Genomic DNA, 14,716 nt, shown 5'->3' with positions numbered 1-14,716 from the left:
GGGACTAGACCATGCATTTCACCATTCAACGCGAAGCCCTGTTGAAACCCCTGCAACTGGTCGCCGGCGTCGTCGAACGCCGCCAGACCCTGCCGGTCCTGTCGAACGTGCTGCTGGTGGTCGAAGGCCAGCAACTGTCGCTGACCGGTACCGACCTGGAAGTCGAGCTGGTTGGGCGCGTGACCCTGGAAGACAGTGCCGAGCCGGGTGAGATCACCGTACCGGCGCGCAAGCTGATGGACATCTGCAAGAGCCTGCCGAGCGATGCTCTGATCGACATCCGTGTCGACGAGCAGAAGCTGGTGGTCAAGGCCGGGCGCAGCCGCTTCACCCTGTCGACCCTGCCGGCCAACGACTTCCCCACCGTGGAGGAAGGCCCGGGCTCGCTGACCTTCAACCTGGTGCAGAGCAAGCTGCGTCGCCTGATCGACCGCACCAGCTTCGCCATGGCCCAGCAGGACGTACGCTACTACCTCAATGGCATGCTGATCGAGGTGCAGACCGGGGTGCTGCGCGCCGTCGCCACCGACGGTCACCGCCTGGCCATGTGCGCCATGGAAGCTGCCATCGAGCACACCGAGAAGCATCAGGTGATCGTGCCGCGCAAGGGCATCCTCGAGCTGGCTCGTCTGCTCACCGAGCAGGACGGCGAAGTCTCCATTGTGCTCGGTGCGAACCATATCCGTGCTACCACCGGCGAGTTCACCTTCACCTCCAAGCTGGTCGACGGCAAGTTCCCGGACTACGAGCGTGTGCTGCCGCGTGGTGGCGACAAGCTGGTGATCGGCGATCGCCAGGCCCTGCGCGAAGCCTTCAGCCGTACCGCGATCCTGTCCAACGAGAAGTACCGTGGCATCCGTCTGCAGCTGGCCAGCGGCCTGCTGAAGATCCAGGCCAACAACCCGGAGCAGGAAGAGGCGGAAGAGGAAGTGGTGGTCGACTACAACGGCGGCTCCCTGGAGATCGGCTTCAACGTAAGCTATCTGCTCGACGTGCTGGGCGTAATGACCACCGAACAGGTACGCCTGATCCTCTCCGATGCCAACAGCAGCGCCCTGGTGCAGGAAGCCGGCAATGACGACTCCTCTTACGTCGTTATGCCGATGCGTCTGTAATATCCGCTGAATGTCCCTTTCCCGCGTCACCGTCACCGCGGTGCGAAACCTGCACCCGGTGACGCTCTCCCCCTCCCCCCGCATCAATATCCTTCACGGCGCCAATGGCAGCGGCAAGACCAGCCTGCTGGAAGCCATCCATCTGCTTGGCCTCGCCCGCTCGTTCCGCAGCAACAAATTGCAGCCGATGATCCAGTACGAGCAGCCGGCCTGTACCGTGTTCGGTCAGGTGCAGCGCGAGGATGGCGTGCACAGCAACCTGGGTATCTCCCGTGACCGTCAGGGCGAGCTGCAGATTCGCATCGATGGACAGAACGCACGGAGTACTGCGCAGCTGGCCGAGATTCTGCCGTTGCAGGTGATCAATCCGGACAGCTTCCGTCTGCTCGAAGGGGCACCCAAGGTCCGTCGGCAGTTCCTCGATTGGGGAGTGTTCCACGTGGAACCACGCTTCCTGCCGGCCTGGCAGCGCCTGCAGAAGGCCCTGCGGCAGCGGAACTCGTGGCTGCGGCATGGTACACTGGACGCCGCGTCGCAAGCGGCCTGGGACCGGGAACTGTGCCTGGCCAGCGACGAGCTGGACGGCTATCGGCGTGCCTATATCCAGGCCCTGAAGCCGGTGTTCGAGCAGGTGCTGGGCGAGCTGGTGGAGATCGAGGGGCTGACCCTCAGCTACTACCGCGGCTGGGACAAGGACAAATCGCTGGCCGATGTACTGGCCACCACCCTGCCCCGTGACCAGCAGCTGGGACATACCCAGGCTGGCCCGCAACGCGCCGATCTGCGCCTGCGGCTGGGGGTGAACAATGCCGCGGAGATTCTGTCCCGCGGTCAGCAGAAGCTGGTGGTGTGTGCCTTGCGCATCGCCCAGGGGCATCTGCTGAATCAGGCCAAACAAGGCCAATGCATCTATCTGGTGGACGACCTGCCGTCGGAGCTGGATGAGCGACATCGACAGGCCCTGTGCCGCCTGCTGGACGATTTGCAGTGCCAGGTGTTCATCACCTGTGTCGACCATGAATATTTGAAGGATGGCTGGCGCACGGACACGCCGGTCGCCATGTTCCACGTGGAACATGGAGTGATCACCGCATCGGGAGTGAACGCATGAGCGACGAGAACAACACGTACGACTCCTCGAGTATCAAGGTACTCAAAGGTCTGGATGCCGTACGCAAGCGTCCGGGTATGTACATCGGCGATACCGATGACGGCACCGGTCTGCACCATATGGTGTTCGAGGTGGTGGACAACTCCATTGACGAAGCGCTGGCCGGCTACTGCTCCGAGATCAGCATCACCATCCATCCCGACGAATCCATCACCGTGCGCGACAACGGTCGCGGCATCCCGGTGGACACCCACAAGGAAGAAGGTGTCTCCGCAGCCGAAGTCATCATGACCGTGCTGCACGCCGGCGGTAAGTTCGACGACAACAGCTACAAGGTGTCCGGCGGCCTGCACGGCGTGGGTGTTTCGGTGGTTAACGCGCTGTCCAAGGAGCTGGTCCTGACCATCCGCCGCAGCGGCAAGATCTGGGAACAGACCTATGTGCATGGCGTCCCCCAGGCCCCCCTCGCTCCGGTCGGCGACAGCGAAGGTACCGGTACGCAGATTCACTTCAAGCCGTCCGACGATACTTTCAAGAACATCCATTTCAGCTGGGACATCCTGGCCAAGCGGATCCGCGAGCTGTCCTTCCTCAACTCCGGCGTGGGCATCGTCCTGCGTGACGAGCGTAGCGGCAAGGAAGAGCTGTTCAAGTACGAGGGTGGTCTGAAAGCCTTCGTCGAGTACCTGAACACCAACAAGACTGCGGTTAACCAGGTGTTCCACTTCAACTGCCAGCGCGAGGAAGACGGCGTCGGCGTGGAAGTGGCGCTGCAGTGGAACGACAGCTTCAACGAAAACATCCTCTGCTTCACCAACAACATCCCGCAGCGTGACGGTGGTACCCACCTGGCGGGCTTCCGCTCCGCCCTCACCCGCCATCTGAACAACTACATCGAGCAGGAAGGCCTGGCGAAGAAGTTCAAGATCGCCACCACCGGCGACGACGCCCGTGAAGGCCTGACCGCGATCATCTCGGTCAAGGTGCCGGACCCGAAGTTCAGCTCGCAGACCAAGGACAAGCTGGTCTCTTCCGAAGTGAAGACCGCCGTCGAGCAGGAGATGGGCAAGTACTTCGGCGACTTCCTGCTGGAGAACCCCAACGAGGCCAAGGCCGTGGTCGGCAAGATGATCGACGCCGCCCGTGCCCGTGAAGCCGCGCGCAAGGCCCGCGAGATGACCCGCCGCAAGGGCGCTCTGGATATTGCAGGCCTGCCCGGCAAGCTGGCTGACTGCCAGGAAAAAGACCCGGCGCTGTCCGAACTCTACATCGTGGAAGGTGACTCCGCGGGCGGTTCTGCCAAGCAGGGCCGCAACCGCAAGACCCAGGCGATCCTGCCGCTCAAGGGCAAGATCCTCAACGTCGAGAAGGCGCGCTTCGACAAGATGCTCTCCTCCCAGGAGGTCGGTACCCTGATCACCGCCCTCGGCTGTGGCATCGGCCGCGAGGAGTACAACATCGACAAGCTGCGTTACCACAACATCATCATCATGACCGATGCCGACGTTGACGGTTCGCACATCCGTACCCTGTTGCTGACCTTCTTCTTCCGCCAGCTGCCGGAGCTGATCGAGCGTGGCTACATCTATATCGCTCAGCCGCCGCTGTACAAGGTGAAGAAGGGCAAGCAGGAACAGTACATCAAGGACGACGAGGCCATGGACGAATACATGACCCAGTCGGCCCTGGAAGAGGCCAGCCTGCACGTCAATGAGAATGCACCGGGCCTGTCCGGCGAAGCGCTGGAGCGACTGGTCAATGACTACCGCGCGGTGATCAAGACCCTCGGCCGCCTGTCCCGCGTCTACCCGCAGGACATCACCGAGCACATGGTCTACCTGCCGCGCGTATCGGTCGAGCAACTGGCCGACCAGGCCGCCATGCAGGCCTGGCTGCAAACCTTCCAGGCACGCCTGAAGGGCGCCGAGAAGTCTGGCCAAACCTACAGCGCCAGCCTGCGTGAGGACCGCGAGCGCCATCTGTGGCTGCCGGAAGTCGAAGTGCTGGCTCACGGCCTGTCCAGCTACATCACCTTCAACCGCGACTTCTTCGCCAGCAACGACTACAAGGCGGTCACCGCGCTGGGTGACCAGCTAAACAGCCTGCTGGAAGACGGTGCCTATGTGCAGCGTGGCGAGCGCAAGAAGGCGGTCAGCACCTTCAAGGAAGCCTTCGAGTGGCTGAAGGTCGAGAGCACCAAGCGCCATAGCATCCAGCGCTATAAGGGTCTCGGCGAGATGAACCCGGAGCAGCTGTGGGAAACCACCATGGACCCGACCGTGCGCCGCATGCTCAAGGTGACCATCGAGGACGCTATCGCCGCCGACCAGATCTTCAACACCCTGATGGGCGATGCCGTGGAGCCGCGCCGCGACTTCATCGAGTCCAACGCCCTGGCGGTGTCGAACCTGGACTTCTGACCCCATGTAGGCGGGCAAAGTTATTTGCCACTTCGGCCAAAGTTAAGCGGTTCGGCCAAAGTTATTTGCCTGTAGCTTGAAAGTAAAAGCCCCTGCTGGCGCGAGTCCGCAGGGGCTTTTTTTGCTTAGCTGAGGTCTCTACTGGGCTGCGTTCCAATCGGCCAAGAAGGCAACAGTCAGGCGATGCTTGGTCTTGTACTCCTCAACGATCCCGGCTGATTTCATTCTGCTGAAGGTCGCATTCATAGAGGCTTTGTTGGTTCTGTTTCCTGGTATGCGCCTGGTTCTCAAGGCATCAATAACCCATTGGCTGCGAATGCGTGGTCGTTGATCGTTCAACATGTCCACAACCAAGAACGTCATGTAGCCCTTGCTGATACCCCACTTTTTGGCAAAAGCGTCGGGTAGATCTTTGGTTTGCTGGGCAGTGATGTCGAGCCCAAACCATACAACGTAGTCATCAGCATGGAATGCAGTGCCTTCGTTAAGCAGCTTCGCTACTTTGACTTTCAGCGCATCATTAAGCGCAGGGTGAGTGATTTGCTGTAGCGCTCGCTCAAGATCACCCCCTGCTTGCTTCAATACGCCGGGCTGTAGGCCATCTAGCAATGAAGCCCAAAGCGCATACAAATCTGCAAAAGCAGACCAGCCCTGCTCGATAACGCCTGGAAACTTATATCGAAGATCACCTACTCGACGATCCTCTGCTGGCAGGGAGCTCATGCCAACCAAGGTTGCCCTGACGCCATCCACTAGGATATTGAGGGGGGTTATGTTCCTGTGGGTGAACCCAAGCCTGTGTAGGTAGCCAAGGCCCGCGAGTAATTGCTCCAGCCACAGCTGGAACTCTTCGGCACTGATAGACACTTGGTCAAAGAGCGTCTCACCACTCGCCCATGCTCGACTGATGAAGTAAGCATCGCTGTTCGGGATTCGAGCAAGATCGAACACCCGCTCCAGCGCAGGATGATAAATCTGGGCGAGCCGATGATATTGATCAGCTACCAACTCCCAAACTTCATCTGCATCGTCGTAGATCTGAACCGCGCAATCGAAGCGTCCAGCTACGTGGCGAGACCGCCAGATGCTTGAAAATGCATCTTCATCGACCTGTTCGACCAATTCATAACGATTGTCGAGAATTGCGCCTGGCTCAGCCTCAAAAGGAGCGTCTGACGAGGCAAGTGCAGTTGAGGCGCCCACGTTCATAAGGTTCGCTATCAACTGTGATAGGCACTCTGAGGCCGCCTGCCCTTCTGCATCATTGCTTTCTGAGATTGCTAATCGAAGAGTGTCTGCCAAGGGTTTAAACAGTGAGGTGATGAGGTCGATGTCTTCGTCAGCACTATGGTTGTTCAGGACATCGATGAAGCAAACCTCACCCGCGTCGGTGAGATAGATCGAGTTTGCGGAAACCTTACCCAGTGTGGCGCCACGTCGATGGATTCCCTGGATCGCTGCTAAGGCAGAAATCAGCGTCGACCTAGCTGACTCCTCGGAATACGCAGAGAGATCAACCAGCGAGAGAGGTTTGCCCTTGGGCATGCTGATTGGTAGAACCATCAGCTCACCATCATCAATCAGCGGTGCGCTGTAGGTCACACCCGTTAACCCAGCCAGTTCTTGTAGTAACCGAAACTCGTCACGCAGTTGCGCTTGCAGCTGTTCGCGCCGCTCCTGGCTCTCACAGTTGGGGCGGTTCACGACTTTCAGCATCCATTTGGAGCTCCAGTTCTCCAGGCGATACTCGGCCATCCATAGCTCAAAACCATTCTGATCGAGCAAGCACTGTGTTTTTTGGTACTGCTGGAATCTATTGTTTTCAGCTATCTGCTGACGCAATTGCCCAAGAGTGGCGAGGACAAGTTCACGCTGAGCATCGATCAACTCATACGCTTTGGTGGCTGTAAGCCCCTCTGCACTGGTCAACGCCTTGGTGATTGAGTCTGGAGTCCACACCTGTAATGAGGGCTCATCCTTAACGAGCGAGATGCTATGACCTTTATCCCCTGTTACCAGCACCACTCCCTGACACCACGGCGCGTACAAACCGACTCCAGCTCGGTTACGGATACGACCTGCAAGTACACGAGAGTTCTGGTTGGCCTTGCGCAACGCGTTATCTACAGGGCGGCCATCCAGTAGCCAAACGTCCTTCCCCGCTTCTAGCGTCCCGCTGTAGCCCTTCACGTCGATCAAATACACGCCCCAGTCACCGACGACTACTGCATCAATTTCCATTGCCTGACCGGTTTCTGTCAGCAACTCGATATTGGTCAGAAGCCAATAGTGATCTGGGAGGGCGTTTTTCAGCAGAGAAAATGCCCACTCTTCTGCGGCGTTAACTGCTTTTGCGAAGGGGACGTGCTTTGCCATTACATGATCCTTGTCCTGCATGGAGCCTTAATTTGAGACTGTCCAGCCTGCGGCAGCCCAGTCCAAATTCTCGGGTATCAGGTAGCGGTTACTGGCATCAGCCAGTCGCTGGTTAGCCATATCTTCTGCGGTCTTGAACAGCAATTTGGAGGCTTCAGTATCTGGGCTCAGGGTGCTGTGCTCGGCAGTTGTCAGCAGCCATTGGCTGGCTTTTGCAGGGTTCAGTTTGGCTTTGCCGTCGTTAACCTGAATGGCTACAAACTCCTGCCGCATGCGTTTGCCCTGTGGGCCTTGCCAGCGCAGCATGGCTCCAAGTAGTGCACCCTCGCCGAGTTCTGGCGCTTTGAGCATTGCAGCCAAACCACCGAAGTCGTGCTCGCAGGCTTTACCCAGCAGGTACTGCATCAGCTTGGAGTTGAGGTCGAGTATGTGGGTGTCAGGGCGGTTTGCGGCCAGCATGCGATCCAAGGTCACGTCCATACGCTGTGAGGCCTTTGGGGATAGCCCCATGTCGCGCATCACCTGCTCGGACAGTCGAATACGCAGCAACCGTTCTTTGTGGCTGCGCTCTGCGACCTCAATACCCAGTTGATCGAACATCCCGAGGACAAAGCTGTAGAGGTGATCGACCGTAATTTCGAGCTCATCGCGTAGTTCATTGGGGTCGCTGGTGGCCGCATGGGCAAACAGTTCTCGTTGTTTAGCGGCAGCAGTACGCGCCTGCTTCAGCGCTTCGTCGATGCGCTCGCGGGTACGGTCTATGCCGAGTTTTGTCGCCTGTTGCAGGATGTCTTCTACGTCGATTAGCTCGGCCAGCTCGCCGAGGATTTCATCCTTCAGACCTTCGTTGAACTCATGCCGCTGCACCTCGGCGAGGTCGGTCACCACGCTGTCGATTCGCTCATACATCAGGTCGACGATGTTCTGATCCAGACTGTCGGTCTGCTGGATGTTGAACACGACAACCTTCTTTTTCTGGCCATAGCGATACAGGCGGCCAATGCGCTGCACAAGGCGCATTGGGTTCCATGGCAGGTCATAGTTGACCATGACGTGGCATTTGCTCTGAAGGTTGATGCCTTCCCCGCCTGCCTCGGTCGAAATCAGAAAGCGACCTTGCTCCTCGAAACGCTTGATGGCCTCACGTCGCTCAGCATGTTGCATGGAGCCATTGATGAGCTCGACTTGGTCGCTGCCATAGTGGTCAGCTAGTGCTTCGCGCAGGTAGTTTTGAGTGGTGCGGTATTCGGTAAAGATCAGCACCTTCTCGTCGGCATTGGCGGCGTGGATCCTGCCGATGATGTCTTCGATAAACAGCTTCAGTTTGAGGTCGTTTGCTTTCAGGGCAGCTGCTTCGGCAATCAGGTCTTTAAGCAGCTGCACTTCACCAGCGAAGAATTCGCGGGCATCGCTGGTGAATTGCTCTTCCCACTCGCCTAAGTAGCGTTGATCTCTGGGTTCTTCCTCTGAGATGCCGTTGGCTTCATCATCGAGAAGACGCTGAAGACGATTGCACAGTGCCCGGTGAATGGCTGCTGCGCTGGAGGCAGCCAGCTTGCGGTAGACCGTCATCACGAACCCAATGGCGTTACCGGTACGGCCTAGTGCTTCACCCGCGTCATAGCCTTTGCGCAGATAGCCCTGAAGCGTTTTATCGAATTCTATGGATTCAGGGCTGCTGGGCACCTGCAAAGCTTTCGTTATTTTGCCCTGGAAAATGAAGTTCCCTTCGGCATCTGTGACGTCAGCCTTGTGGTTGCGGAACACCATATCGTGCAGGATCTCTGGCTTGACGTTGAGTGCCATGAGCTCGGTACGGCGCTCGGGTCGAAGCAGTTCTAGTAGTGCCACAAACTTGTCTTGCATGCCCTGGTGAGGGGTCGCACTCAGCAACAGCATGTGCTTGGTTTGGCTGCGCAAGTTTTTCGCCAGGTCATAGCGTTCAGAGCTATCCAGCTTTTGCCCATACTGGCGGCGGCTGAGCCGATGTCCCTCGTCAAAAATCACCAGATCCCAGGGCTCTGCCTGAAGCAGGCTTTCCAGGTGATCTGCTTGTTTCAGACGATCCATCGAGCCGATGACGCAATCGTGCATCTTCCATTGGCGGGGCTCATTGATGAAGAAGTCCTCGTTGTAGATCTCGAAGTCTTCCAGCTTGAACTTGTGGTATAGCTCTTCCTGCCATTGCTTGGTCAGGCCTGCGGGTGTGATCAGCAGGATGCGCTTGACCAGGTCTCGTTGCCGCAGGGCATGTAGCAACATCCCTGTCTCGATGGTTTTACCCAAACCCACGTCATCTGCGATCAGCCAGTTGAAGTTACCGGAGGCGAGGATGTGGTGTACGAGGTGAATCTGGTGCGGCAGAGGCTCAATCTCTAGGTGGGAAAGGGCACCGGTGTTTTCATTCCACACTTTTATGGCATGGGCCAGCATGCGCAGGCGCATACGCTCGGCATCGTGTGCTTCCCCTTTGCTGGCGGTGACAAAGCGATGCTTAACGCCCTTTACCTGACGCAGATATTGATAGGGCAGCCAATGGCGCTCACCGCGCTCAGGAAAATCGACCAACACTTGCTCGCTGCCTGCCAAGGCACGCTGCTGCATGATGACGCCCTGCCCTAGTGAGCGAACACCGCTACCAGGGGTTTCGTCGACCACGTCCATGCCATTTTGAAAGCCTGAGCGCACAGCAGATGCATCGACATAGGCCAGTTTCTTCTCCGGACTGAACCAGTGAACCTGAATCTGATCTTCGGCTTCTTTAGCAATGGCCATTTTGACGATGCCCCGGCGTTCGCCCTGGCCGCTGGGTAGAGTCTGGCTGACCCAGCAACCAGGAACGTGGGAGAGTTTGAGGGGCTTCATGGGTTAGTCCTTTATCCTTACGGCTCAATGTTTGGCGAAGGTTGGTCGATATTCTGTGTGTGCAAGGCAGATGCGAGCGGTGCAGCTGACCATTGAGGTACTGTTTCGCCAGCCTCATCGTCAATGCTCTCGTTGTCAGCTTCACCTTGAAGCTCTTCATACACGGACTGGGCCTTTACACGCCTTGCTAGTTCTTCGGGCGAATTGAAGATTGGCCTTTCTTTAACTGGGTATTTGTCACTGAAGTAGCAACTGGGCTCCTGGGGATGCTTTGTTTGGAAAACACCAAATTCCCGCAGGCGCTGGGTCTTCTCGATTTCTAGCGTGTCGCAAAGTCCCAGATCACTGTATTCCTCAGCTGGTAGCTCGCGAGGATCATGAAAATCAAAGTGCTGGCTGGCCGGTAGGCAACCTTCTAGACTGGCAAACCTGAACCATAGGTAGCGCGCAAAGGCTTTAAACGCACGGCGCAAGGTGCTGTTTTCGTACCAGGACGCAAATAGGTTTTCGAGGAAGACCTCGATCTCTTCTACTTGGGGAAGCGACTCGAAGGAGCGCACGATCAGCAGTGCTGTCGGCCAGGACAGAACGTAGTAGGACAGGCGACTACTGCCGGTTTTATCGAAGGCGATCCAGTAGATATCGTTTTCGGCCCAGATCACTTTGATGTGCGCAGCAAGGATCAGCTCCTCAGGAGTGAGCCCTTTTTCGATCTCTCTCTCCAATGCAAGACGAGTTGCCCCCCAGCCGCTCATGACAAAAATCTGCTGAACCAAGGGCAGTGTGCTGAGTGGCCAGTTGGCTTTACCAATCAGCTCCGCAGCTTTCTGAAGTGCGCGATCTTCACGGGAAAGTTTGTCTGCCAGCCAATCATTGGGCTCGGCTGCTGCCGGCTCCTCATTGTCAAAGACTTCATCCGGGTCAAAGGCATAAGCCGCGTAGTCATCATCTAGATCGCGGAAGTCGTCCAGATCAGAGTTGGCACCCTCTTCGTGCTCTTTGCCCAGCTCGATGATGGTCAGATCATGCAGGTCATGATCGAAGTCGATGTCATCTTCAGGGTCTTCAAGCCTCTGGCCCATTTGCACCGGACTAGGTACGTCCAGCTCAAGTTCACCTTGAGGAAGATCGTCATCGTGCTCGTCGAGGATCTCGTCACGAACCTCGGAGGGGATGACTGGTTCTTCGGGAACTGGAGCAGTATCCGGCAGCTCAGGTAGCTCATCAGTGTCTGGTTCTGGTGGGCTCAACGGTGATGTAGGGATGATTCTTAGAGATCGCCCCGATTTATTGAATACTTTGACGCTGACCTTCGATTCGCTGGGCTCAGTGGGTTTTCTTGGCAAGCCAAGTTTGAGAAGGGGCTTTTTAGGGGGGGGCGAAAAGGCCTCGTCTTCACCTACCTGCTCCTCCACATCCTCTGTAATCGCCGAGGATGCATCAAGAGCGCCGGTCTCCTCGCCAGCAACTGTGAGCTCACTCGTGTCAGTCGTTTCAATAGAGGTGGGTTCAACATGGTTTTCCCACCAACCGTCCTGGTTTAAGGGCGGGAGCTGGGCAGCAGCCTGTTGAATGAAACTGAGCTCGTTGTCGACTGCCACCGTCGAGGTCTGGGCACTGGGCACCGATGGGAGTTCCAGTGTGGCCAATGAAGTGGCTGAGTCGTTTAGAAATGCTAGGTCGCTAGCTGTTGGTAGGTCGTCGTCTTCTGACTCTACTGGAGCTGTTTCAACAAAGGCCTGCTGTTGGCGCTTAAGCAGCAGTTCCCGCTGCTTTGCCTTGGCCGCATCAAGCGGGCGATGTTGCAGCATATATATGCGGCCAAGCAGATTTAGATAGTCAGGTTCCTCAGCAGACTCATTGGCTTCTAGCAGGAGCGACTCTGCTGCTTGAAGCTTGCCCGAGGTAACGAGGTCATTGACCTCGTGGAGTAGGGTTTCTTTGCTACGTTGCTTGCTTTTGAGCGAAGGCGGTTGGGGCGCTCGACTTTTTTTGAAATGCAGAATGAGCTCAAGGCGGCGTCGTATGTCATCCGCTGCCTGATGGCTTTTAAGAAATTCGCTGAGAAGCGTTCGCGCTGTGGCGTGCTGGCCTTGGGTAATCAGAAGTGCAATGGCTTGAAGAAGGCCATCCGAGGAATGACCTTTCAGGCATGCACGAATTTTAGCTTCCAGCTCATTAGGATCTGATGCCGCATGGCGCCAAAGCTCGTCTAACAGCGATTCCCAATCCATTTCCACTCCGACTCCGTGACGACACAGTTCAGCTTTTTATGGTCTTGGAGCGGTAGCGCCTTGACCGCTCCACCGCTGCTTAATCCTGTGCCGTTGGTCACATTATCCAGACCGACTTTGTGGGTAAAGGCAAAAAGCCAGCTGAGCACTAATTAATTGTCCGATCAGCCAACACCTACCATTTGGACTCAAGGAGCCTTGAGAGATGGGCTAACTGGCCCTTATGGGCTCTGAGCATGGATTTCAGCTCGGCATTCTCGTGTTCCAGTCGAATGATTGTGTGGCGACGTAGCTCGCTGATCTGGGTTTGCCCGGCAATTAGCACCTGGTTTGCCCGGTTCTTTTGCGCCATCGCAATGCCAAATAAGCCAAAAACCATGAGGGAAAGCACCGCTAGCTCTCCATAAACCCACTGATCCATGTGGTCTCCCGTTGAAGGTTGCCGCCCGGATTGAACTGCCAGTGACACCTTATGTAAGGTTTGGCGACATAGAAATATTGGTTACATGAACAGGTAAACTTTCTGAGCAGGATGCCCCGTATGAAGCGCAAGCAATCCATAGCCAGTGTTCGTTGGGATCTGGCACTACGTTACCGATTGATTGAGACCATCGCCTTGTGGGAAGGGCGTCTTACTACGGGGCATTTGATGCAGAGCTTCGGCATCAGTCGGCAACAGGCCTCGAAAGACATCAACAGTTACCTGGCGGACTACGCGCCCGGTAACCTGGATTACGACAAGCACATCAAAGGGTACGTACCCAGTCGCCGATTCAGCCCGCTATTCATTGATGACAGCGCCAGCGCCTATTTGCACTTGCTGAATCAGAATAGCGAGCGGGCCCCCCACATCGAGGGCTTAGCGCTGGCATACGCGCACACCGAGGTTTTGAATGTGCCTGATCGCTCGGTTAGGCCCGAAGTTCTTCGCCCTCTGTTGCGTGCCTGTCGTGAGGGGTTGCGACTTGAGTGTGACTACGTTTCTTTGGCTAATCCCGTAGCCGAAACTCGCCTGATTGCTCCGCACACCCTGGTCTACACGGGAATGCGCTGGCACGTTCGGGCTTACTGCGAAAAGAACCGCGACTATCGGGACTTTGTCTTGAGTCGCTTCAGGGGGGAGCTGGACGTGCTGGGCGAGTCCGATCAAGGCCGTGATGCGGATGACGGTTGGAATAATGAGGTCGAAGTGGTGATAGAACCCGACCCTCGGCTTAAATCCGACCAGCGCAGCATTATCGAGGTCGACTTTGGGATGCAGACTGGGCAGCTGAGAGTGGCGACTCGTGGGGCCCTGGTGCAGTACGTGCTCCAGCGCTATCAGATCGACCCGCACAAGGTGCAGTCCAAGGCCAGCGCCCAACAGATAGTGGTTAGCAATCTCGATGAACTGGCCGTTTGGTTGTACTCCTAGGGCGTGGGAGTTATTCCGCTGGGCCGTAGGCAATCCGGGCGAGTAGCCAAAAGACGCCGCCTAAGATTGTTGCGAGCAATCCTGCATCAATTGAGCTGAACATCCACATCGAACACCTCCAGGTCGTGTTAATGATGACCCTACCGGCATGTTGTGGAGTGATCGACCTGTCGACTTTTCGTGCGTAAACGATTGGTACAGGTATCTGTTGCGATGCAGTAATTGCCAATTCCGTTTGAAACATCAGTCCCGGTTAAGCTAGCTAACCGGGCTTTTCTATTAAGGGGGCTTACCAGCGCTCTTCAGCAAGATGTGAGTTATTCAGCAGCTCTCTGAGCTGACCCCATTGAGGAAGGTGTTGATCCAGTAGGCTGATGAAACGGTCATTGTGATGCCGCTCATGCAGGTGAGCCAGCTCATGCACCAGGATGTACTCCAGGCACTGAACGGGTTTCTTGGCCAACTCCAGATTGAGCCAGATGCGCCGGGCTTCGATGTTGCAGGTGCCCCATTTGGTCTTCATGCGCTTAATGCCCCAAGCGCGCACTTCAACACCTAACTTCGGCTGCCACTTTTCCAGTAGCTCTGGCACCAGGCGTTTCAATTCGGCGCGATAGAAGTCCTGTAGCACCTGCTCGCGTCGCTCGACGGTGGTCTCCGGGCGTACAAACAGATCCATGCAGGCCTTCCCGCGAAGCGCTATATGCAGTGCTGCGCCACTACTCTCGTGCACGCGCAGGCGATACCGCTGCCCAAAGAAATAATGGCTTTCACCACTGACCATGCGCCGCTGGGACTGCCGGGGCTGGGCCTGAAACTTCGCACGCTGGCGTTTGATCCAGCCGAGCTTACCTACGACTGCCAGGCGCACGGCTTCGTCATCTACCGCCAACGGCGCGGCCACACGCACACGTCCTTGCGGCGGATAAACGCCCAGATGCAGGTTCTTGATCGGCTTGCGCACGACCTCCACGGTCAAACCGCTGACCGTGATATTGCGGGACTCAATACTCATGCTGATGCTTGACCAGTTCCAGCAAGGCATCCAGCCGTTCGTTGTCCTGTCCTGCGGAATAGTCGCCCAAGGCCTCAGCGGCGTCTTTACCCCACTGATCCAGCACATGCTTGATCGCCAGGCGTACGCGTTTGATCTTCATGGCATTGCCGCGCCAGTCGTGCGG

Annotated in this window: 9 protein-coding genes; 4 read left to right on the top strand and 5 right to left on the bottom strand. The window is 56.9% G+C overall.

The window, feature by feature from the left end; all coding sequences use genetic code 11:
• Positions 1 to 11 precede the first annotated feature (11 nt).
• The 3 genes from dnaN to gyrB are packed head-to-tail and all read left to right on the top strand — an operon-like array spanning position 12 to position 4,646.
• The gene (gene dnaN / locus PA6_RS18645; RefSeq protein ID WP_021702521.1) at positions 12 to 1,115 is read left to right on the top strand and encodes a DNA polymerase III subunit beta; all 1,104 of its coding nucleotides are present in this window, start codon (positions 12 to 14) and stop codon (positions 1,113 to 1,115) included.
• Positions 1,116 to 1,125: 10 nt separating this feature from the next.
• Positions 1,126 to 2,226, top strand: coding sequence for a DNA replication/repair protein RecF (recF, locus tag PA6_RS18640; protein WP_021702520.1), 1,101 nt, complete (start codon positions 1,126 to 1,128; stop codon positions 2,224 to 2,226).
• Positions 2,223 to 4,646 (top strand): DNA topoisomerase (ATP-hydrolyzing) subunit B, encoded by a 2,424-nt coding sequence (gyrB, locus tag PA6_RS18635; RefSeq protein WP_021702519.1) that lies wholly within the window; start codon positions 2,223 to 2,225, stop codon positions 4,644 to 4,646. Before recF ends, gyrB begins: the two co-directional genes overlap by 4 nt.
• Positions 4,647 to 4,784: 138 nt before the next feature.
• On the opposite strand, the gene PA6_RS18630 is transcribed toward gyrB, so the two are convergent.
• The 4 genes from PA6_RS18630 to PA6_RS18610 all read right to left on the bottom strand — a co-directional run bounded on the left by PA6_RS18630 (position 4,785) and on the right by PA6_RS18610 (position 12,542).
• Complete coding sequence (locus tag PA6_RS18630) at positions 4,785 to 7,022, bottom strand: NERD domain-containing protein kinase family protein (RefSeq protein WP_052520193.1); 2,238 nt, start codon at positions 7,020 to 7,022, stop codon at positions 4,785 to 4,787.
• Positions 7,023 to 7,049: 27 nt separating this feature from the next.
• On the bottom strand, positions 7,050 to 9,467 hold the full coding sequence (locus tag PA6_RS18625; RefSeq protein ID WP_052520196.1) for a DEAD/DEAH box helicase: 2,418 nt from the start codon (positions 9,465 to 9,467) through the stop codon (positions 7,050 to 7,052).
• Positions 9,468 to 9,904: 437 nt separating this feature from the next.
• Positions 9,905 to 12,121: a hypothetical protein gene (locus tag PA6_RS24295; RefSeq protein ID WP_255209940.1), complete on the bottom strand. Its 2,217-nt coding sequence runs from the start codon at positions 12,119 to 12,121 to the stop codon at positions 9,905 to 9,907.
• 175 nt (positions 12,122 to 12,296) lie between these two features.
• Positions 12,297 to 12,542, bottom strand: coding sequence for a hypothetical protein (locus PA6_RS18610; RefSeq protein ID WP_021702515.1), 246 nt, complete (start codon positions 12,540 to 12,542; stop codon positions 12,297 to 12,299).
• 120 nt (positions 12,543 to 12,662) lie between these two features.
• Between PA6_RS18610 and PA6_RS18605 the strand changes: the two genes are divergently transcribed.
• Positions 12,663 to 13,535, top strand: coding sequence for a helix-turn-helix transcriptional regulator (locus PA6_RS18605; RefSeq protein WP_021702514.1), 873 nt, complete (start codon positions 12,663 to 12,665; stop codon positions 13,533 to 13,535).
• 289 nt (positions 13,536 to 13,824) lie between these two features.
• On the opposite strand, the gene PA6_RS18600 is transcribed toward PA6_RS18605, so the two are convergent.
• Positions 13,825 to 14,550 carry a M48 family metallopeptidase gene (locus PA6_RS18600; RefSeq protein ID WP_021702513.1) on the bottom strand — a complete coding sequence of 242 codons (726 nt, stop codon included), beginning with the start codon at positions 14,548 to 14,550 and terminating at the stop codon, positions 13,825 to 13,827.
• Positions 14,551 to 14,716: the final 166 nt, after the last annotated feature.

The sequence above is a fragment of the Aquipseudomonas alcaligenes NBRC 14159 genome (assembly GCF_000467105.1).
Classification (GTDB): domain Bacteria; phylum Pseudomonadota; class Gammaproteobacteria; order Pseudomonadales; family Pseudomonadaceae; genus Aquipseudomonas; species Aquipseudomonas alcaligenes.
This window is presented reverse-complemented; position numbering and strand designations above follow the sequence as displayed.